Below are 20,211 nucleotides of genomic sequence, written 5' to 3'. Positions count from 1 at the left end.
GTGGCGCCTGAAGGGGGGCGTTGGTAACAGGTAAATGTAACAATGCAACCATGTTCCGATTCAACCCTGAATCAATTTGAGCGGTAAATATAGCCATACTCTCTTGTTTATTCCCCCGGTTTCACGTAGTTTGACAACCGTTTGCATAGGTTGTACCATGAGCCGGGAAGGCCGACAGCGGGGGGATGCTGATTTTGGTGAGATAAAGTTCACCGGGGCCATCTCCTCCGGCAAACAAACCAACAAAGACCAACAGATGAAAGAAACCAAGGGTATCTGGAAAGTGATCGGCGCTTCGTCGCTGGGCACACTGATTGAATGGTATGATTTTTACATTTTCGGCAGTCTTGCCACGGTACTCGCCAGCCAGTTCTTCCCTAAAACAAATCCCACCGCTGCATTGCTTTCCACGCTGGCCACATTTGCGGCGGGGTTTATCGTGCGTCCTTTCGGGGCCCTGGTATTCGGCCGGCTGGGCGATATGATCGGGCGTAAGTATACTTTTCTGCTGACCCTTGTGCTGATGGGCGGCTCCACTTTTGCGATAGGGTTGATACCGGGATACGATTCCATCGGTTTTGCCGCGCCGGTACTGGTATTGTTGCTGCGGCTGATACAGGGCCTGGCGCTTGGCGGCGAATACGGGGGTGCGGCCACTTATGTAGCCGAACATTCGCCCGCGCACAGACGCGGTTTCTTCACTTCCTGGATACAGACCACGGCAACGCTTGGTTTGTTTGTATCGCTGGGGGTGATCCTGCTGACAAGACATAGCCTCGATGCCGACAAGGCGAAGTCCATCGCCAAATTCAACGACTGGGGATGGCGTATTCCTTTCCTTGTTTCGATATTGCTGGTGGTGGTATCGATCTATATCCGGCTGAAGATGAAAGAGTCGCCGCTGTTTGAGAAACTCAAAACAAGCGGCACGCGCTCCGTTAATCCTTTGAAAGAAAGTTTTGGGCATAAGGCCAACCTCAAAATGGTATTACTGGCGCTGTTTGGTGCAACCATGGGCCAGGGGGTGGTGTGGTATACCGGTCAGTTCTATGCACAGTCCTTTATCGAGAACGTATGTAAGGTGGATTTCGACCAGTCGCGCACCATACTGATCTGGGCGATTTTATTCGCCACACCTTTTTTTGTTGTATTCGGAAGCTGGAGCGACAAGATCGGCCGTAAATGGATCATGCTGGGTGGTATGTTGCTGGCGATCGTTACCTACAAACCGCTGTTCCACAAAATGCTTACTGCAGTTGATGAATCCGGTAAGTTGGAACTGGTGGAGAAAAGATCGGTGGACAGCAGCAGCCTGGCAACCACAAAATACCCGGCCGATGCCATTCATACCGTAACAGAAAAAAAATATTATGCCGATGGCTCATTGCTGGTCACCAGGCACTATGCATTCGATAAGGCGCTGTATGGCGAAAAACCCGATCTGCCTCCTGTTACAGCAACCATGCGCACACTCGGCGGGCAGGATTACTGGTTGTTTGTGGGTATTGTTTTTGTGCTGATACTGTATGTGACCATGGTATACGGCCCGATAGCGGCGTTCCTGGTGGAGCTGTTCCCGACGAAGATCCGGTATACCTCGATGTCGCTGCCATACCATATCGGCAACGGTGTGTTTGGAGGCTTAACGCCGTTTATCGCAACGCTGCTGACAACCATTTATACCGCTGACAAGCTTGTTGGCCTGATGTACCCGATCATTGTGGGGGGATTATGTCTTGTGATAGGCGTGCTGTACATTAATAACCGCATCGACAGCCGGATCGATGATTAAATGATCGGACCGCAAAAAAAAGAACCCGAACTGTTAACCAATAAATCCAGACCCAACCAGTATGAACCAGATCAAACGTATTGCAGGCATCTTATGGGTATTGCTCGGGCCGGTGGCCGTTTATTACCTGATACAGACCGCGGCTTCCGAGATTGCAAAGAAACCGGTGCTCGATACCAAAATCCAGTGGGGCGTATTCGTGGTGGTATTTATTCCGATTGCCATTGGGTTCACCATCTTTGGCTGGTATGCGCTGAAAGGCGAGTATGATCATCTTCCTGAAAATTCAGAAGAACTGCTGCACTGAAATTTTAACAGCCTTGTCAGCAAACCTATGGGTTAAATACAGACTTTTGACCCGCAAATCCGTTTGCCTGGAAGCCAGGCAGGTTCGCCACTGAAAACGGCCCGCACCGTTTTTGAATTTTGAATTTTGACTTTTGAATTTCAACTTCCATGATCTCCATCTCCAACCTCACCAAACATTACGGCGAACAGAAAGCTGTCAATCAAATTTCCTTTACCGCAGACCGGGGAGAGATCGTAGGCTTTCTGGGACCCAACGGTGCGGGAAAAAGCACGACGATGAAAATGATCACCGGCTACCTGCAGGCGGATGCGGGACAGGTTATTGTTGGCGGCATTGATGTGAAGCAGGATCCCATCAGCGTTAAAAAGAAGATCGGCTACCTGCCCGAAGCAAACCCGTTGTACACCGATATGTATGTGCGGGAATACCTGGGGTTTATTGCGGGTATCCATGGTATTGCCGATAAGAAAGCCGCTGTTGAAAAACTGATCTCACTGACCGGACTCACCATCGAATCAAAAAAGAAGATCGGACAGTTGTCGAAAGGATATAAGCAAAGGGTAGGACTGGCCGCTGCGCTGATCCATGACCCCGAAGTGCTGATCCTGGATGAACCCACCAGCGGTCTCGATCCCAACCAGATCGTAGAGATAAGAAATGTGATCAGACAGCAGGGAAAAGACAAGACCGTTCTTTTCTCCTCTCATATTTTACAGGAAGTGGAAGCCATCTGCGACCGTGTGATCATTATCGACCGGGGAAATATAGTGGCAGACGATACGCTTGCCAATCTCCAGAAAGGCAAACGCGATCACCATATCGTTTCCGTGCAGTTCCATGAACTGATCGATATCGGCCTGCTGCATAATAACATCGCATCTATCGAACATATCGACCAGCCCGCCCCCGGTAACTGGAAACTCCAAACAAATGATCCGGAAAACGTAAGAAAACAATTGCTGCAGCTGGCGATAGATCATAACCTCAATATCGTTTCGCTTCATTCGGAGAAGCATAATCTGGAGGATATTTTCCGGTCACTCACAAAAAAATAGTTGTTGTTGGTCAGAATAGTAGTTGTCATGCGACCAACAACGGCGCGGACGCTGTTCCAAATTAATATATTATCTATACCAGGATGGATGGGACTGAAGCGGTCAATGCAATTGGATTGCGCACTTCGAACATATAATCCGCCAATCCACACAATCGGCCCGCCGGCAGGCAGGTCCACCAATCCCCGGATCATGTTAAAATAACACATTCCCCATCCATCCAATTCCGTAAATTGCGGCTCCTATAAACCCTAACCAAACAAGCAAACAACCATGAGCTACATTATTGAAGTACACGCAAGGCAAATTCTGGACAGTCGCGGTAACCCTACCGTGGAAGTGGATGTACTGACAGACGATGGCGCTTTCGGCCGCGCAGCCGTTCCCAGCGGCGCCAGCACCGGTATTCATGAAGCGGTGGAACTGCGTGATAACGATAAGAAACAGTATGCCGGCAAAGGCGTATTGAAAGCGGTAAAAAATATTAACGATATCATTTCCAAAGAGATACAGGGATTCGATGTAAGTCAGCAGGCCGCTATCGACGAGATGATGATCTCTCTCGACGGCACACCGAACAAAGGTAAACTGGGCGCCAATGCGCTGCTGGCGGTAAGCATGGCAGTTGCCAAAGCGGCGGCAGAGGAAGCCGGTCTTCCCCTGTACCGTTATATCGGCGGCACCAATGCCAAAACACTGCCCATCCCCATGATGAATATCCTCAACGGCGGTGCGCATGCGGATAACAAGATCGATTTCCAGGAATTCATGATCATGCCGGTAGGCGCTTCGTCTTTCAGCGAAGGTCTTCGCTGGGGTGTGGAGATATTCCATGTGCTGAAAAGCGTACTGAAGAAAAAAGGATTCAGCACCAATGTGGGCGACGAAGGCGGTTTTGCCCCCAATATCCAGAGCAACGAAGAAGCCATCGAAACCGTACTCGAGGCCATCACCGCCGCGGGCTATAAGACCGGTTCGCAGATCGCTATCGCCATGGATGCCGCCAACAGCGAATTATGGGATGCCAAGAAGAAAAAATACGTATTCCACAAGAGCAGCGGCAAAGCCGTAAGCAGCGATGAACTGGTGAAATTCTGGGAGAAATGGGTGAAGCAATACCCCATTATTTCCATCGAAGACGGTATGGCGGAAGACGACTGGAATGGCTGGAAATCACTGACCGATGCGGTTGGCAGCAAATGCCAGCTGGTGGGCGACGACCTGTTCGTTACCAATGTAACCAGGCTCCAGACCGGCATCGATAAGGATATCGCCAACGGTCTGCTGGTAAAAGTGAACCAGATCGGTACGCTTACCGAAACCATCAATGCGGTATCGCTGGCGCAGCATAATGGCTACAATACCATTATGAGCCACCGCAGCGGTGAAACGGAAGACACCACCATCGCCGACCTGGCCGTTGCGCTTAACTGTGGGCAGATCAAGACCGGTTCGGCTTCGCGTACAGACCGTATTGCCAAATACAACCAGCTGATCCGTATCGAGGAAATGCTCGGCGAAACAGCGATCTATCCGAAGGGAAAGATCAAATTCGGCAAAAAATAGCATCGTCAAATCTGAGACGTGAGACGAAAGCTCACGTCTCAGATTTGACGCCTGGCGTCTCAGGCCTGCGGTTCTCCCCAGCTGTTGATTACTTTTCTTTTTGCGGAAAACATACACGCATTAGTTTTACTGTATGAAAAAGATCCTGTCCATCCTCACCAATAAATACCTGCTGGTATCGGCATTTTTTATTGTGTGGATGCTATTTTTTGACAAAAGGGATTTTTTTCAGCAGCGGGAGCGCACAGCGGAACTGAAAAAGCTGGAAACCAAGAAACAGTATTATGTTCAGGAGATCGAAAAAGCCCGTAAAGAGCTGGATGATCTGCAGAACAATCCCGCCGCCCTGGAAAAATTTGCCCGGGAGCATTACCTCATGAAAAAAGAGGGGGAGGATATCTACCTTATCGAAGATTCTTCGGCCGTTAAAAAATAAAATACAGGCAAAATCGTTGGGCCCCGGCAGGCAGGGGCAGGCAACAATAATCAGACACAAAGCCCGTTTTAATAAAACGCCTCATTCCTCTGACGATGGGCGGGATTGTGTTATGAAAAAAATCAAAGAAGAGGACCTTATCCTATACCTGTACCAGGAATGTTCACCGGCGCTGCAGGCCCGGATCGAGCAGGCCCTGGAAGAAGATATTACCCTGCAGGATAACTTAGAACGCCTTCGCCGTACGCTCAGGCAGCTGGACAAGCTCAAACTGCTATCGCCTTCCAAACAATCGCTGAAAGCCGTTATGCGCCATGCCCAGGGCAACCCGGGCAGGAAGCATTGAAGAGACAGGGTTGAAACCGTTTGGGCGAGCCGGCCGGCAGAGCCATTACGCATGCCATCCCAACCTCCTGTTCCTCGGCAATTTTCCTCAATTTAGCGTTTCGAAAATCTTTAATTTTTTCTTCTGACCAGAAAGCAACGATACCGGTACGCACTCGATTTTTTCCAGACCCATATACCCGAGGCGGAAACGGAACTGATCTACGACAATCCTTTTCAGCTGCTGGTGGCGGTGATACTGTCTGCACAATGCACCGACAAAAGGGTTAACCAGACCACCCCGGCAATTTTTTCCAGATTCGGAACGCCGCAGAAAATGGCGGATGCAACATTCGAGGAGCTGTTCCCCTATATCAAAAGCATATCCTATCCCAATAACAAAACCAAACACCTGATCGGTATGGCCAATATGCTGATCAGCGATTTTCAGGGTGAAGTGCCGATGACGGTGCAGGAGCTGATCAAACTTCCGGGTGTGGGCCGCAAAACCGCGAACGTGATCACCAGCGTGGTCGATGAACAGCCGAATATGGCGGTGGATACGCATGTGTTCAGGGTAAGCAAACGGCTGGGACTGGTAGACCAACAACTGACCACGCCGCTTGCCGTAGAGAAGGAACTGATCAAACATATCCCGAAGGAACTGGTCCATAAAGCCCACCACTGGCTGATCTTACACGGCCGGTATATCTGCCTGGCGCGTAATCCCAAATGCGGCGAATGCGGGCTGCGGGAGATCTGTGTGTATTATAAAAAACAGGTGGTAAATAAGGGGTGAATGTTGATTGGCGGATTATCGGATTGTTCTCTGCGTCTCTGCGGTAAAAGAATGCCAATTATTCACCGCAGAGACGCAGGAGGTGCATAGGCTCGCAGAGCGTACAACTATTTTTTTCTTTTGGGTGCTGCCACCAGTTCGTAGGAATGATCGATGAATGCTTTTAGCTGGTTCCCGTTCAGCCTGCCGTCGGCAACGATGGTGTTCCAGTGTGTTTTGTTCATATGGTAGCCGGGTAATACCTGCTGCGGGTATTCTTCCCTCAGCTCAACGGCCCTGTCGGGGTCGCATTTAACATTGAATCGCATGGGATAACTGTCGAGTCCGGTAAGCAGAAACACTTTGCCCTTTACCTTGAACACAAGTGTGTCGGGACCAAAGGGAAAGGTTTCTTCCACTCCGGGTTTGCTTAAACAATATTCCCTCAGCTGTTCAATGTCCATGGCACAAAATTAGTAAACATTTGTTGTTGCGCCGGCGGCCCTCACTCCTGCCGCTTTCTTGTTACATTCGTATAAGGAACCCGTCAACCCATTTTGTAATTCGTATTTTACTTGGATTACTACCTCAAACAATACCGCAGTTTCATCAACAGCTATTATGTAAGCGATGGCGTGCGCATGACGGTGGCCATTCTTGCACCGGTATTGTTGTTTGCTTATTATGACCTGCTGTCGGTGGGACTGGCCGTGGCGCTGGGTGCGCTCAGCGTGAGTCTTACCGATAATCCCGGCCCCATTCACCACCGGCGAAACGGTATGATCGTAAGCGGGCTGCTGGTATTTGCCATAGCGTTGCTGGCAGGCTATACACAGGCCGTACCCTGGCTGTTCATGCTGGTATTGCCTGCTTGCTGTTTTGCGGCTTCCATGATCGGTGTATACGGTGCCCGTGCCACCGCCATCGGTCTGGCGACCCTGGTGGTACTGGTATTGCAGACACAGCACCAACTGGCGGGTATTCAAATCCTGTACAATGCTTTGTACCTGCTGGCAGGCGGCGCATGGTACCTGTTGCTGAGCAGTTTTTTGCATTCGATAAGACCCTACAAGATCATACAGCAGGCCTTGGGCGAATATGTGATGGCCACCGCCGAATACCTGAAGGCAAAAGCGAATTTCTACGATACGGGTTTCAGCTACGAAAAGGACTATGAAGAGATCGTAAGGGCACAGATCGCCGTTCAGGAAAAACAGGCGCTGGTGGCCGATCTCATCTTTAAAACAAGAAGCATTGTAAAAGAGTCCACCCATACCAGCCGGGTATTGATGATGGTGTTCCTCGATGTATCGGATCTGTTCGAGATCGTGATGACCTCGCACCAGGATTATGAAAAGCTGCACCGGTATTTCGATACAAGCGGCATACTGGAGGAATACCGGCACCTGATCGTAACACTGGCGAACGAGCTTGACAAGATCGGCATCGCCCTGAAAAGCGGCCGTAAATCGATCCACGACGACGCGGTTGATGCCGAGCTTTCCGAGGAAAGAAAACATTTACAGGAACTGAGGGCCAGAGAACTCAGTCCCGAAAACCTGGAAGGGTTTATCAGCCTGCGGCATATCCTGGACAGTATCGATGAACTGGCCACACGTATCCGCACACTTCACCAGTACACCACCTACGATGCCAGGCTGCGCAGGAAAAAGTTCAGCGCGCCCGATCCCGATGCCTTTATCACCCATGAACCGGTGGATCCGAAACTGCTGATCGATAATCTCAGTTTTACATCCAATATATTCCGTCATTCGCTCCGGATCGCTTTTGCATCGCTGTTTGCCTATATCATTGCGCAGTTCCTTGCTTTCGGACACAGCTACTGGATATTGCTGACGGTTATCGTGATACTGAAACCGGGTTATAGCCTTACCCGCCAGCGTAACTGGGAGCGACTGGGCGGAACCCTTATCGGCGCTGCATTGGGCGCTTTGTCGCTGTACCTGATACGAGACAACACTTCCGTGATCATCCTGCTTACGCTGAGCATGATCGGTGCCTACAGTTTTATGCGCAAACAGTACCTGGTGAGCGTGATATTGATGACGCTGTACATCCTGCTGATGTTTCACCTGCTGGATCCGCAGGATTTCAAATCGATCCTGCGCGACAGGATCATCGATACCGCGATCGGTTCCGCCATCGCCTTTGTATTCGGCAGCCTGTTTGTACCGGTATGGGAGCACCAGCAGATCAATGTGTACATGAAGAAATCACTTACCGATGCGCTGATCTATTACCAGTCGGCATCCGGCGCATTTACCGGCACCGTTACGGAAAACAAGGCGCGGATCTTACTGCGTAAAAACAGCTGGGTGTCGATGGCCAACCTGTCGGACGGTTTTACGCGTATGTTGTCCGAACCCAAAAGCAAACAGAAGAAGATAGAGCAGATACACCAGTTCGTGGTGGCGGTGCATATGCTGAATTCGCATATTGCCACACTTTCCTATTATATCGATACACTGGAACCCGAATACATCAGCCAGGAATACATACCGCTGATCAACGCCAGTGTGTTTGCACTGCAGCAGGCAAGAAAATCGATGGATGGCAAACGGGAAGAAGGGGCTCCCAAACCCGATACCACCCAGATACGCATACTCGACAAACGTGTAAACGAACTTATGCGCAAACGCCAGGAAGAACTGCGCGCCGGCCAGATGGAATCCAATACCCGGCAATTTCTTTCCGATTTCAAATCCATCACCGACCAGTTCTATTTCATCTACAAAATAGCGGTGGATATTGAGAAGGTGAGTGGGAAGATTGGGGATTAATGGATTGTGAATTAGCGGATTTGCGGATTGGGAATTCGCTAATTGGGGACGGATATTTTGAATTGCCCCGGCGAAACCTGTTCCATCGGGCCAAAAAAGTTAATCTGTTGATCCCTTAATCCGCCAATCCGGAATTCGCTAATTCGTGCATTATAACATCTTCTTAATCACATCCACCAACTCTCCCTTGGTAATAGGAATACCCATTACCTTGTTATAGGGCTTCGCATCTACCAGGTACTGGTCGCGGAGGATTTTTACGAGCTGGCCGTTGTTGATTTCAGGAACAAGCACTTTCTCGAAATTCTTCAGGATATCCCCGAGGTTTTTCGGGAAGGGGCGTACATAACGCAGGTGTACATGGCTTACTGCCTGTCCTTCGGCTTCGAGCTGCAGCACCGCGCTCTTGATGGCGCCATAGGTAGAGCCCCAGCCGATCACGAGTACCTTGCCTTTTTCGGCGCCCACTTCTATTTTTTGCAGGGGAATATGGTCCGCTATCTTGTCAACCTTGGCCTGGCGGATATTCACCATATGCTGGTGGTTTTCGGGTTCATAGTTGATATTGCCCGTAACGTCCTGCTTTTCCAGTCCGCCGATGCGGTGCTCCAGACCCGGTGTTCCGGGTATGGCCCATGAGCGCGCCAGTTTTACATCCCTTCTGTAAGGCTGGAATTTTGGCTCATCTTCCGCCAGTTCTTTTTTGAAATTGACGGTGATAGGCGAAAGATCGGAGGTGGTGGGGAATTTCCAGGGTTCTGCACCATTGGCGATATACCCATCGCTCAGCAGCGTAACCGGCGTCATATGCTGTATGGAAATGCGTACGGCCTCGTATACCGCATCAAAGCAGTCGCTGGGTGTCGCCGCTGCGATCACAGGCATGGGGCATTCGCCGTTGCGGCCATAGTAGGCCTGCAGCAGATCGCTCTGTTCTGTTTTGGTGGGCAAACCGGTTGAGGGTCCGCCGCGCTGGATATTGATGATCACCAGCGGTATCTCGAGCATCACGGCCAGTCCCATCGCTTCTGTTTTCAAAGCCATACCGGGGCCCGATGTGGCGGTTACGCCCAATGCGCCGCCGTAGCTGGCACCGATGGCCGCCGCAATCGCCGCAATTTCGTCTTCGGCCTGGAAGGTCTTGATGCCAAAACTTTTGTATTTGCTGAGCTCATGCAGTATATCCGAAGCAGGTGTGATGGGGTAGGCGCCGAGGAAAACCTCCAGACCGCTTTTCTCACCCGCGGCTATCAGTCCCAGTGACAATGCCTGGTTACCCATGATGCTGCGGTAGAGACCGGGTTTCATTTTCGCCTTCTCCACTTTATAGCGGGTGGTGAAGGTTTCGGTGGTATCGCCATAGTTGTAACCGGCCTGCAACACCTTGATATTACTCTCGAGGATAGCCGGTTTTTTGCCGAATTTCTCTTTCAGGAACTCGATGGTGTTCTCGAGGCTCCGGTTGTACATCCAGTAGATATAACCCAGCACGAACATATTCTTTGCACGGTCGCGTTCCTTGTTGCCCAGTTCTGGAAAATCCTTAACAGCTTCGCGTGTGAGCTTGGTCACATCTATCCTGATCACTTCGTAATTATCTAGGCTGCCGTCTTCCAGCGGGTTAATGCCATCGGCATAATTGGCCAGGCGCAGGTTCTTGGCATCGAATCCTTCGAGGTTAACGATGATCTTTCCGCCCGGTTTCAGGGCTTTCAGGTTCACTTTCAGCGCGGCGGCATTCATCGCCACCAGCACATCGGCAATATCGCCCGGGGTAAACACTTTATTCGAGGAAAAATGCAGCTGAAACCCGCTCACCCCCGGAAGGGTACCGATAGGGGCCCTGATCTCGGCAGGGAAATCGGGAAAAGTAGCCAGGTCAATGCCTAATAAAGCAGTGTTATTGGTAAACTGCTGTCCGGTAAGTTGCATGCCATCGCCGCTGTCGCCGGCAAACTTGATAACGACATTCTGTAACGTCTCTTCTTTCCTGTTCATCTCAAAGTGGTATTTACGGGGATAAATATACTCAACCCACGCAAACCTTGAGAATTATGAGGAATTTAATACTTACGCAGAGGGGAATTTTGTGAGAAAATCCCGCTTGTTGCTATTTTAGCACCCAGAACTATGCTACTATGAAACGTGTATTCCTGGCTATCGCCCTGCTGGCGATGGGCTGTGTTGTATGGCAAGGCTGTGTTAATGCCCGCGGCGACGAGGGCGGTACCGGCGAAACGGAAGGAGACAAGCCGGTGCGTAATAAATTCGACTGGCAACCACTGGCTTACGACAGCACCAAACAGTATATCTATCTCAGTTTTGACGACGGGCCGCAGCACGGCACGCTTGCCTGTTATGAACTCTGCCGCAGGGAGAGGATCAAAGCCAGTTTTTTTATGGTAGGACTGCACAGCGCCATGAAAAGCGATGGCCCGAAGATCGTTACCACGGTTCGCGAGTCGTATCCCGATTTTTTGCTGGCCAATCACAGTTACAGTCATGCAAGAGGCAGGTACCGTGATTTTTACCTGCATCCCGGATCGGCGGAACTGGATTTTCTGAAAGCGCAGGACTCCATGCATGTTCCCTACCGCATCGCCAGGCTGCCGGGCAACAATGCCTGGGCCGAAACCGGCGCCATTAAGGCAAGCTGGCTTACCAGACCCATCGCCAGGCTGCTCGACAGCGCCGGCTACTATGTGATCGGCTGGGATGTGGAATGGCATTTCAACAAACGCGCAAGACCGGTGCAGACGCCGGGGCAACTGGCAGCAGAGGTAGACAGCGCATTCGCAAACAACAGAACGCATACACCCAGGCACCTGGTGATCCTTACGCACGACAGGATGTTTCAGCATCCTTCAGACGCCGATTCGCTTGCCAAATTCATCGGCATCCTCAAACAAAACCCCCGCTATGTCTTCGAGACCCTGGATCATTATCCGGGAGTGAGGGGGAGGAAATGAGGCAGCCTGATGGGCATCGTGAGTTGACGTGAGTTATCGTGAGAGGTGAGGGGGATATGGATGTCGAAGTTGAAAGGGATTCGCTTTTTTACGGCATCGCCGGCTTATTATCTTACAACCCTACCCAACTCACGCTAACTCACGTCTGACGTCTCACGCCCTCCCTTCCCCATTCTCTAATGCAATGCTAAAACCCTTCCATTCCTCCATTCATAACAGTATATTTGTAAAAAACACGAACGATGGAACTACAGAACCGCAGCACGAATATCGATTACACGATTGTACAGGAAAGAACAGGCGCGAGAAAGTTTATGGCCAATGTATTCTCGCTGATGTTCCTGGCGCTGGGTGTATCGGCTTTGTTTGCTTTTTTGTTTTCGAACAACCTCAACCTGCTGGCTTACCTGATAAAAGCAGATGGCACCGGTCTTAACCCGCTGGGCTATATCGTAATGTTTGCTCCGCTGGCTTTTGTACTGCTGATGTCATTTGGTTACAACAGGCTGCCGGCGCCCCTGATGCTCGGCCTGTTCATCGCTTATGCGGCGATCAACGGCATCAGTTTCGGTTTTATCCTGCTGATCTATACAACCGGATCGGTGGTAGCCTGCTTTTTGTCTGCCGCGGCCATGTTCGGTGTAATGGCATTCATGGGATATACCACCGACAAGGACCTGACCTCTTTCGGTCGTATCATGACGATGGGACTGATCGGCATCGTGATCGCTTCGCTGATCAATCTTTTCATGAAAAGCGATTCCATGGGGTATGTGATCAGTTTTATCGGTGTACTGGTGTTTACCGGCCTGACCGCCTATGACGTGCAGAAACTAAAATATATCGGTGAAGGCATCGAACACAACGGCGTAGCGGCCGTGGAAGTGAAGAAGCGTTCCATAATGGGAGCCCTCACGCTTTACCTGGATTTTATCAACCTGTTCCTGATGCTGTTGCGCCTTTTTGGCAGCAGAAGGGATTAAGCCAATCATTTCATACACCCGGGCCGTAGAGTAATCGCTCTACGGCTTTTTTTTTTGAATTACGGATTTGCGGATTATGGATTAGTGGAATAAGGATTGCTGGATTTTTGGAATCCCGATGCAGCAGCCCGCCGAATGGTCCATTGAAATCAATCCGCCAATCCATAATCCGCTGATTCCTCCGGTCCGTATAACGGGTTTCCTGCGCATTGCTTAACTTGGGTGCCTATTTCTGATCCATGGATTTCAACCGCCAATCACTCTCCAACGAAGAACTGGTTTACCTCTACCGCAACCTGTTGCTGCCGCGCATGATCGAAGAGAAAATGCTGGTATTGCTGCGGCAGGGAAAGATCAGCAAATGGTTCAGCGGTATCGGGCAGGAGGCGATCGCGGTGGGTTGTGCACTGGCAATGCAGCACGATGAATGGATCATGCCGCTGCACCGCAACCTGGGCATATTCACCTCGCGCCAGATGCCTTTGCACAAACTCTTTATGCAGTGGCAGGGTAACAAAGAAGGCTACAGCAAAGGACGTGAGCGGAGTTTTCATTTTGGCAGCAAACCCCATTATATCTGCGGTATGATCTCGCACCTGGGGCCGCAGCTGGCCATTGCCGATGGGGTATCGCTTGCTTATACACTCCGGCAGGAACAAAAAGCATCCCTGGCGTTTACAGGCGATGGCGGCACCAGCGAAGGCGATTTTCACGAAGCGCTGAACCTTGCAGCGGTATGGGACCTGCCCGTGGTATTTGTGATAGAGAACAACGGTTACGGGCTAAGCACACCGGTATCGGAGCAATACCGCTGCGAAAACCTGGCAGATAAAGCCAGGGGGTACGGTATGGAAGGCGTGCGTATCGACGGCAATAATATTCTTGACGTGTACCATACCATCCGCGGTGTTCGCGACTATTGTATCAGTCGCCGGAAACCCTACCTGGTGGAATGTATGACGTTCCGTATGCGCGGACATGAGGAAGCCAGCGGTACCAAATATGTGCCCGTTGCATTGTTTGAAGAATGGGCAGGCAAAGACCCGATCAGGAATTTTGAGCAGTACCTGCTGCAGGAGCAGATCATCACAGAAATGCAGGTGGCCGATATACGCAATGAATTCAGGGGATACATAGAAATGGAACTGCAGACAGCGCAGCAGGCCGCCGCCATCACCATCGATACAAATACCGAACTGGCGGATATGTATGCCAGGCCAAAACAGGGAACGGCAAACGAAACGGTTACCACGGATACCAGGGAAATCCGCTATATCGATGCGATCTCCGAAGCGCTTTCGCAAAGTATGGACCGTTGCGATAACCTGGTGCTGATGGGCCAGGATATTGCCGGATATGGCGGGGCCTTTAAGATCACCGAAGGGTTTGCCGCAAAATACGGTACGGCCAGGGTGCGCAATACACCTTTATGCGAAAGCGCTGTGGTGGGTGCATGCCTTGGGCTGAGCCTGGAAGGATACAAGAGCGTAATGGAAATGCAGTTTGCCGATTTTGTATCGGTGGGGTTTAACCAGATCGTGAACAACCTGGCCAAGATATACTACCGCTGGGGACAGAACGCCGATGTGGTGATCCGCATGCCCACAGGAGGTGGCGTGGGTGCCGGCCCTTTTCATTCGCAGAGCAACGAAGCCTGGTTTACACATGTGCCGGGACTGAAAGTGGTATATCCCGCAACAGCGGAAGACGCCAAAGGATTGCTCATCGCTGCCATCCATGATCCCAACCCGGTGATGTTCTTTGAACACAAAGCGCTTTACCGCAGCGTTACAGGCGCCGTTCCGGATGGATACTACGAAACACCGATCGGCAAGGCGAAGACCGTCAGCGAAGGAACGGATATATCGTTAATTACTTATGGCGCAGGCGTTCACTGGGCCATCGAATACCAGGAACAGCATCCGGGCGTTTCGATCGATATCCTTGACCTGCGCACGCTGCAGCCGCTTGACTACGATGCCATCAGGCAAACGGTGATCAAAACAGGAAAGGTGCTGATCCTGCACGAAGACACGCTTACGGGAGGCATCGGGGCCGAGATCAGCGCCTGGATCACGGAACATGTTTTCGAATACCTCGATGCGCCGGTGATGCGGTGCGCATCGCTGGATACGGCCGTGCCTTTCAATACAGACCTGGAGAAAAATTTCCTGGCAAAAAGCAGGCTGCAGGAGGTTGTGGACAAACTGCTGGCGTATTAATGCTGGCCTCGCCCGGCCGATAGCCGGTATTGTATCTGTTCGGTAAATTTTTATTACCCAATAATATTCCACCCTATGCTGCGTCTCAGGCTGTTTACACTGTTCGTCGCCACTTTTTTCTTTGCAAACGGACAAAACACTGATGCCCGCTACCGGCCGCCGGTGTTCACAGACAGCGGGCGACTGGAGCGTATCAGGGTGGCTTTCCCGGTTGTTGAACAGCTTTACCGCGAGTATGCAGTGAAAAACCATTTTCCCGGTTATGCCTTTGGTGTGGTGCTCGATGGTGAGCTGGTATACAAAGGCGCGGGAGGATATACCGATAGGGCAGGAAAGATACCCGCAACCACCAAATCCATGTTCCGTATCGCTTCCATGAGCAAGAGTTTTACGGCAATGGCCATACTGAAACTGCGGGACGAGGGCAGGCTCAGACTCGATGACCCGGTGGAAAAATATATTCCCGAACTGAAGGGACAGGCGCTTACCAGTGATGCGCCGCTGATCACCATCAGGCACCTGCTGACCCACTCGGCGGGTTTTCCGGAAGACAATCCCTGGGGCGACCGCCAGCTGGCAGATACGGATGCGGAACTGCTTTCGCTGATCAGAAAGGGATTGAGTTTATCGAACGATCCCGCCGTTGCCTATGAATACAGCAACCTGGGTTTTGCGATGCTGGGTTATATCATTAAAAAAACAAGCGGCATGGCTTACAGCGAATACATCGCAAAAAATATCTGGCAACCCCTGGGTATGAACCAGGCCGAATGGGAATACACAAAAATCCCCGCCGGTCTCCTGGCGCATGGCTACCGCTGGGTAAACAATGACTGGAAAGAAGAAGCGCTGCTGCACGATGGTATTTATGGTGCCATGGGTGGTATGGTCACTTCCATTGAATCTTTCAGCAGGTATATGGCTTTGCATCTGCAGGCATGGCCGGTAAGAAACGATGCCGAAACCGGACCCGTTAAGCGAAGTTCGCTCCGTGAAATGCACCAGCCCTGGCGTTTTATCGGTATGAACCTGAATTACCGCTATCCCGGTGGTCGTGGTTGTCCCACCACTTCGGCCTATGGCTACGGACTGAACTGGACGCGCGACTGCGAGGGTCGTGAAAGCATTGCACACAGCGGCGGCCTGCCCGGTTTTGGCAGCAACTGGCGTTTTCTTCCGGAATATGGTATTGGCGTTGTCTTTTTTGCCAACCTGACGTACGCGCCCACCACCGCTCCCAATTATGCCGTACTGGATACCCTGATACGGCTGGCCCAGCTCAGACCGCGGCAACTGCCTGCTTCACCCGTACTGGAACAAAGAAAGAACGCCCTGGTGAAACTGCTGCCCGGTTTTGCTGATGTGGTATCGTCCGGAATATTCGCCGAAAATTTCTTTGCCGATTACGATACTGTTCTGCTGAAAAAAGAAGCCGCTGCCGCATTTGCCAGAGCGGGCAAAATTATCTCGGTAAGCGGTATGGTTCCTGAAAACCAGCTCCGCGGTTATTTTACGATCGCCGGAGACAACGCCGATATACGTGTCAGCTTTACCCTTACCCCCGAAACCCCGGCCCTGATACAGGCCTACCAGCTGCAGGTCAGGGAAAAAGAACATAAATAGAGAATACCCTGTTCATCCGTTCCCTGCTCACCTGTTCCCTGCTCATCTGTTCTTCAATACTGCCCCGTGCTCAGTAATACCAGTGTGCAGGCTTCCATGGGTTGGATATGGTTTTCTTCGGCGAGTTGTTCGAGCTCGGGATTTTCGGCGCCGGGATTGAAAATGATGCGTTTGGGTTTCAGGGAAAGAATATAATCATAGTACTGCTTTTGCAGCGCCGGGTTCAGGTAAAGCGTAACCGTATCCACCGCCTGTTCGTTGGGTCTTTCGGTAATGATATCCGTGTCCGAAACCTTTCCAGTTTTCCTGCCGATGGCAACTACGGGATGCCCGTAGCGGCGCAGTTTCTCCACGGCGAGATAACTGTAACGTGCGGGGTTATCACTTGCGCCCAATACCACTGTTTTTTTCATAAAGGAAAATGTTGATTTTACGGGTCCCCGATCGGCGGATGCAGGAATGAATCGGTAACCATGTAATCCCCTAGGGCAATAACCGTTCCATCTCAAAGATCAGTAACTTCCGGGCATGAAACATGTCTTGTTGTCATTCGTATTTTTCGCTTGCCTGGCGCTGGGGCATGCCCAGTGGAAGCCTTTCCGTTTTGCTTTTCTTTCGGATACGCATATCGGGTCGCCCGATGGCAAGGCAGAGGAGGATTTAAAGAGAACAGTGGCCGATATCAACCAGATGACCGGTATCGCATTTGTGGTGATCACCGGCGATATCACCGAACTGGGTACGGATGCAGAGATCAGACTTGCAAAACAGCTGCTTGATGAGCTGAAAGTGCCTTATTACATCATTCCCGGTAACCACGACAGCGGCTGGAGCGAGAGTGGCGGCGTTACCTTCGGGAAGGTTTTTGGCAACGATAAATTTGTGTTCAGCTACAACGGCATCAGCTTTATGGGCTGTGCCTCGGGTCCGTACGTGCGTATGAGTGATGGACATATTCCCAGGGATGCGGTTGTCTGGATGGATAAGGAGCTGGAGAAAATAGGTCCTTACCAGCCGCTGATCTTCCTGAACCATTACCCGATCGATAATGCCCTCGACAACTGGTACGAGGTCACCGACCGTCTGAAGAAACACCATACCCTGGCCATCCTCTGCGGTCATGGACATAATAACCATGCATTGAATTTTGAAGGCATACCCGGTGTGATGGGCCGGTCAAACCTCAGGGCAAAAGCGGCTTATGGCGGTTATAACCTGGTGGACGTACGCACAGATTCTATGATCTTTTCAGAGCGTACGCCGGGTATGGTTACAAAACAGCCCTGGACAGGGGTAAAGCTGGAACAGCACCCGTATACAAACACAGGTTATACAAGACCTTCTTATGCAGTGAACGACAGCTTTCCGTCGGTAAAGGAGAAATGGACTTTCCATTCGGATGCCAATGTGATCTCCACGCCTGCGGTGAGCGGCCAACTGGTGTTCTTCGGCAACAGCCTGGGAAGGATAGATGCACTGTCGGTAAAGAACGGTAAAAAGAAGTGGTCGTTCCAGACAGGCGGGGCCGTGTTTTCCTCGCCTGCGGTGAGTGGCGACAGGATGGTGGCCGGCTCGGGCGACGGAAAGATCTATTGCCTGCAAACCACCAGCGGCCGAAAACTATGGGAGGTTTCGACCGATGCGGCGGTACTGGGCTGTCCGCTGATCAAGAAGGGCATCGTATACATCGGCGGCAGCGATCACCGGTTCCGCGCATTGTCGCTGGCCGATGGAAAAGAGCTATGGCGTTTTGAGGGACTGGAGGGCCCGGTAATGAGCACGCCGGTACTGCATGGCGATAAATTGATCTTTGGCGCCTGGGACAGAAACCTGTACGCGCTGGAAGCCGCCACCGGTAAGCTGGTCTGGAAATGGAACAATGGCTCTGCCGTGCGTAATTTTTCGCCGGCTTCCTGCATACCCGTTATCAAAGACGATGTGGTGTATATTGTAGCGCCGGACCGTTACCTGTCTGCCATCGATATCCATACCGGTACCACTTTGTGGCGTAATAACGAAGCCACCGTAAGGGAGTCGATCGGTATTTCTGCCGACGGAGCCTATGTGTACGGAAAGACGATGAACGATGCCATTGTTGCCTTCCACACTTCGCGCGAGAAACAGGCGGTGGACTGGAAACTGGATTGCGGCTTTGGTTACGAGCATGTGCCTTCAATGCTGATAGAGAGAAAAGGCAGGGTGTTTTTCGGTACAAAGAACGGTCGTGTATATGCCATAGACCCGGCAGCGAAGAAAAAACTATGGGTGTTCAAATCCGATAATTCGATGGTCAATACCGTGAATGTGTTCAGCGATAACCAGCTGGTTATGGCAACGATGGATGGCAAGGTATCGTTACTGTCTTTTTAAATGGATGGGCACCCCAGGCAGAAGGTAACACTATTAAAAAATTGACATCAGCGATCTTACAACCAACCTATTTTCGTTTACCATGAGAAGCATTTTTTTTATCCTGTTGTTTATGTCACAACTACCCAGCGATGCGCAGCAGCGCATTTTCATTTACCCCTCTTCAGAAGCCGTAATGAACAAGGGATTCGATACCGTGGCGCCGTTCATGGACTATTACCCCGCACCAGGCACGGCCGCCGGAAAAACCGCTGTGCTGATCTGCCCGGGTGGGGGGTATTCTCACCTTGCATTCGACAAGGAAGGCGTGCTTCCCGCGAAATTCTTTAATGAGAATGGGATCGATGCATTTGTGCTGCGGTACCGTCTCAATAACGCCAAACAGGAGGGTCACCGCTACCCCGACCAGTATAACGATGTAACAAGGGCCATGCGCATCATCCGGTCGAGGGCCGGAGAGTTTCATATAGACCCGGCAAAAACAGGTGTGATGGGGTTTTCCGCCGGCGGGCACCTGGCATCCACGATAACCACCCTGCTGCAGGAGGGCGATCCTGCTGCAGCCGACCCGCTGCTGCGGATAGCCACAAGACCCGCCTTCTCCATCCTGATCTACCCGGTGATTACTATGGATACGGCTTTTGCCCACCGCGGCAGCCGCAATATGCTGCTCGGGCCCGCGCCTGATGAGTCGCTGGTAAAAGCCCTCTCCACCGAAACAAGGGTAACTGCCGCCACGCCCCCGGTGTTCCTGGTTCATTCAGACGATGACAAGGGCGTTCCGCCTATGAACAGCATCGCTTTTTATACGGCGTTAAAAAAGAACAAAGTGCCGGCCACCATGTATATCTACGATCATGGGGGACATGGTTTCGGCATGGCTCCCGCAGATCCCTTGCTGAGTCAGTGGCCCACCCTTTGCGTGCAATGGCTTCGCCGGCTTGGTTTTTAGCGGATGGAATAAAATTGAAAAAGAATGGTT

The 20,211-nt window shown here is 51.3% G+C and carries 17 protein-coding genes; 14 read left to right on the top strand and 3 right to left on the bottom strand.

Features of this window, described 5'->3' with window-relative positions; translation table 11 throughout:
- The first annotated feature begins 256 nt into the window (after positions 1-256).
- The 7 genes from GWC94_RS12960 to nth all read left to right on the top strand — a co-directional run bounded on the left by GWC94_RS12960 (position 257) and on the right by nth (position 6,282).
- Positions 257-1,792, top strand: coding sequence for an MFS transporter (locus GWC94_RS12960; RefSeq protein WP_161835435.1), 1,536 nt, complete (start codon positions 257-259; stop codon positions 1,790-1,792).
- A 61-nt stretch (positions 1,793-1,853) separates the two neighbouring features.
- Complete coding sequence (locus tag GWC94_RS12955) at positions 1,854-2,099, top strand: DUF6814 family protein (RefSeq protein ID WP_161835434.1); 246 nt, start codon at positions 1,854-1,856, stop codon at positions 2,097-2,099.
- Positions 2,100-2,248: 149 nt separating this feature from the next.
- Positions 2,249-3,157 carry a gliding motility-associated ABC transporter ATP-binding subunit GldA gene (gene gldA / locus GWC94_RS12950; RefSeq protein WP_161835433.1) on the top strand — a complete coding sequence of 303 codons (909 nt, stop codon included), beginning with the start codon at positions 2,249-2,251 and terminating at the stop codon, positions 3,155-3,157.
- 273 nt (positions 3,158-3,430) lie between these two features.
- Positions 3,431-4,723 (top strand): phosphopyruvate hydratase, encoded by a 1,293-nt coding sequence (gene eno, locus GWC94_RS12945; protein WP_161835432.1) that lies wholly within the window; start codon positions 3,431-3,433, stop codon positions 4,721-4,723.
- A 133-nt stretch (positions 4,724-4,856) separates the two neighbouring features.
- Entirely contained in the window at positions 4,857-5,159 is a 303-nt protein-coding gene (locus GWC94_RS12940) for an FtsB family cell division protein (RefSeq protein ID WP_161835431.1), read from the top strand.
- A 112-nt stretch (positions 5,160-5,271) separates the two neighbouring features.
- The gene (locus tag GWC94_RS12935; RefSeq protein WP_161835430.1) at positions 5,272-5,505 is read left to right on the top strand and encodes an anti-sigma factor; all 234 of its coding nucleotides are present in this window, start codon (positions 5,272-5,274) and stop codon (positions 5,503-5,505) included.
- A 123-nt stretch (positions 5,506-5,628) separates the two neighbouring features.
- Positions 5,629-6,282 (top strand): endonuclease III, encoded by a 654-nt coding sequence (nth, locus tag GWC94_RS12930; protein ID WP_161835832.1) that lies wholly within the window; start codon positions 5,629-5,631, stop codon positions 6,280-6,282.
- A gap of 107 nt (positions 6,283-6,389) precedes the next feature.
- Here nth and GWC94_RS12925 read toward each other — a convergent pair whose 3' ends face one another.
- Entirely contained in the window at positions 6,390-6,725 is a 336-nt protein-coding gene (locus GWC94_RS12925; protein WP_161835429.1) for an MmcQ/YjbR family DNA-binding protein, read from the bottom strand.
- A 111-nt stretch (positions 6,726-6,836) separates the two neighbouring features.
- On the opposite strand from GWC94_RS12925, the gene GWC94_RS12920 reads away from it, so the two are divergent.
- On the top strand, positions 6,837-9,062 hold the full coding sequence (locus GWC94_RS12920; RefSeq protein ID WP_161835428.1) for an FUSC family membrane protein: 2,226 nt from the start codon (positions 6,837-6,839) through the stop codon (positions 9,060-9,062).
- 150 nt (positions 9,063-9,212) lie between these two features.
- On the opposite strand, the gene GWC94_RS12915 is transcribed toward GWC94_RS12920, so the two are convergent.
- Complete coding sequence (locus GWC94_RS12915; RefSeq protein WP_161835427.1) at positions 9,213-11,060, bottom strand: 2-oxoacid:acceptor oxidoreductase subunit alpha; 1,848 nt, start codon at positions 11,058-11,060, stop codon at positions 9,213-9,215.
- A gap of 140 nt (positions 11,061-11,200) precedes the next feature.
- Between GWC94_RS12915 and GWC94_RS12910 the strand changes: the two genes are divergently transcribed.
- The 4 genes from GWC94_RS12910 (at position 11,201) to GWC94_RS12895 (ending at position 16,859) form a co-directional block, all read left to right on the top strand.
- Positions 11,201-12,031, top strand: a complete 831-nt coding sequence (locus GWC94_RS12910) for a polysaccharide deacetylase family protein (RefSeq protein ID WP_161835426.1) — start codon at positions 11,201-11,203, stop codon at positions 12,029-12,031.
- 242 nt (positions 12,032-12,273) lie between these two features.
- Complete coding sequence (locus GWC94_RS12905) at positions 12,274-13,014, top strand: Bax inhibitor-1/YccA family protein (protein WP_161835425.1); 741 nt, start codon at positions 12,274-12,276, stop codon at positions 13,012-13,014.
- Between the two features lie 239 nt (positions 13,015-13,253).
- Positions 13,254-15,236: an alpha-ketoacid dehydrogenase subunit alpha/beta gene (locus tag GWC94_RS12900; protein ID WP_161835424.1), complete on the top strand. Its 1,983-nt coding sequence runs from the start codon at positions 13,254-13,256 to the stop codon at positions 15,234-15,236.
- Positions 15,237-15,311: 75 nt separating this feature from the next.
- Positions 15,312-16,859: a serine hydrolase domain-containing protein gene (locus tag GWC94_RS12895; RefSeq protein WP_161835423.1), complete on the top strand. Its 1,548-nt coding sequence runs from the start codon at positions 15,312-15,314 to the stop codon at positions 16,857-16,859.
- Positions 16,860-16,912: 53 nt separating this feature from the next.
- Here the strand turns inward: GWC94_RS12895 and GWC94_RS12890 are convergent, their stop codons facing one another.
- Positions 16,913-17,272 carry a CoA-binding protein gene (locus GWC94_RS12890; protein ID WP_161835422.1) on the bottom strand — a complete coding sequence of 120 codons (360 nt, stop codon included), beginning with the start codon at positions 17,270-17,272 and terminating at the stop codon, positions 16,913-16,915.
- A gap of 115 nt (positions 17,273-17,387) precedes the next feature.
- On the opposite strand from GWC94_RS12890, the gene GWC94_RS12885 reads away from it, so the two are divergent.
- Both GWC94_RS12885 and GWC94_RS12880 read left to right on the top strand, forming a co-directional pair.
- Entirely contained in the window at positions 17,388-19,229 is a 1,842-nt protein-coding gene (locus GWC94_RS12885) for an outer membrane protein assembly factor BamB family protein (RefSeq protein ID WP_161835421.1), read from the top strand.
- A 112-nt stretch (positions 19,230-19,341) separates the two neighbouring features.
- Entirely contained in the window at positions 19,342-20,181 is an 840-nt protein-coding gene (locus GWC94_RS12880; protein ID WP_161835420.1) for an alpha/beta hydrolase, read from the top strand.
- The last annotated feature ends 30 nt before the right edge of the window (positions 20,182-20,211 follow it).

Origin of the sequence: Sediminibacterium soli (assembly GCF_009939225.1) — a bacterium.
GTDB classification, from domain to species: Bacteria; Bacteroidota; Bacteroidia; order Chitinophagales; family Chitinophagaceae; genus Sediminibacterium; species Sediminibacterium soli.
The sequence above is the reverse complement of the archived record's forward strand: the minus strand, read 5'-3'. Positions and strand labels throughout refer to the sequence as shown.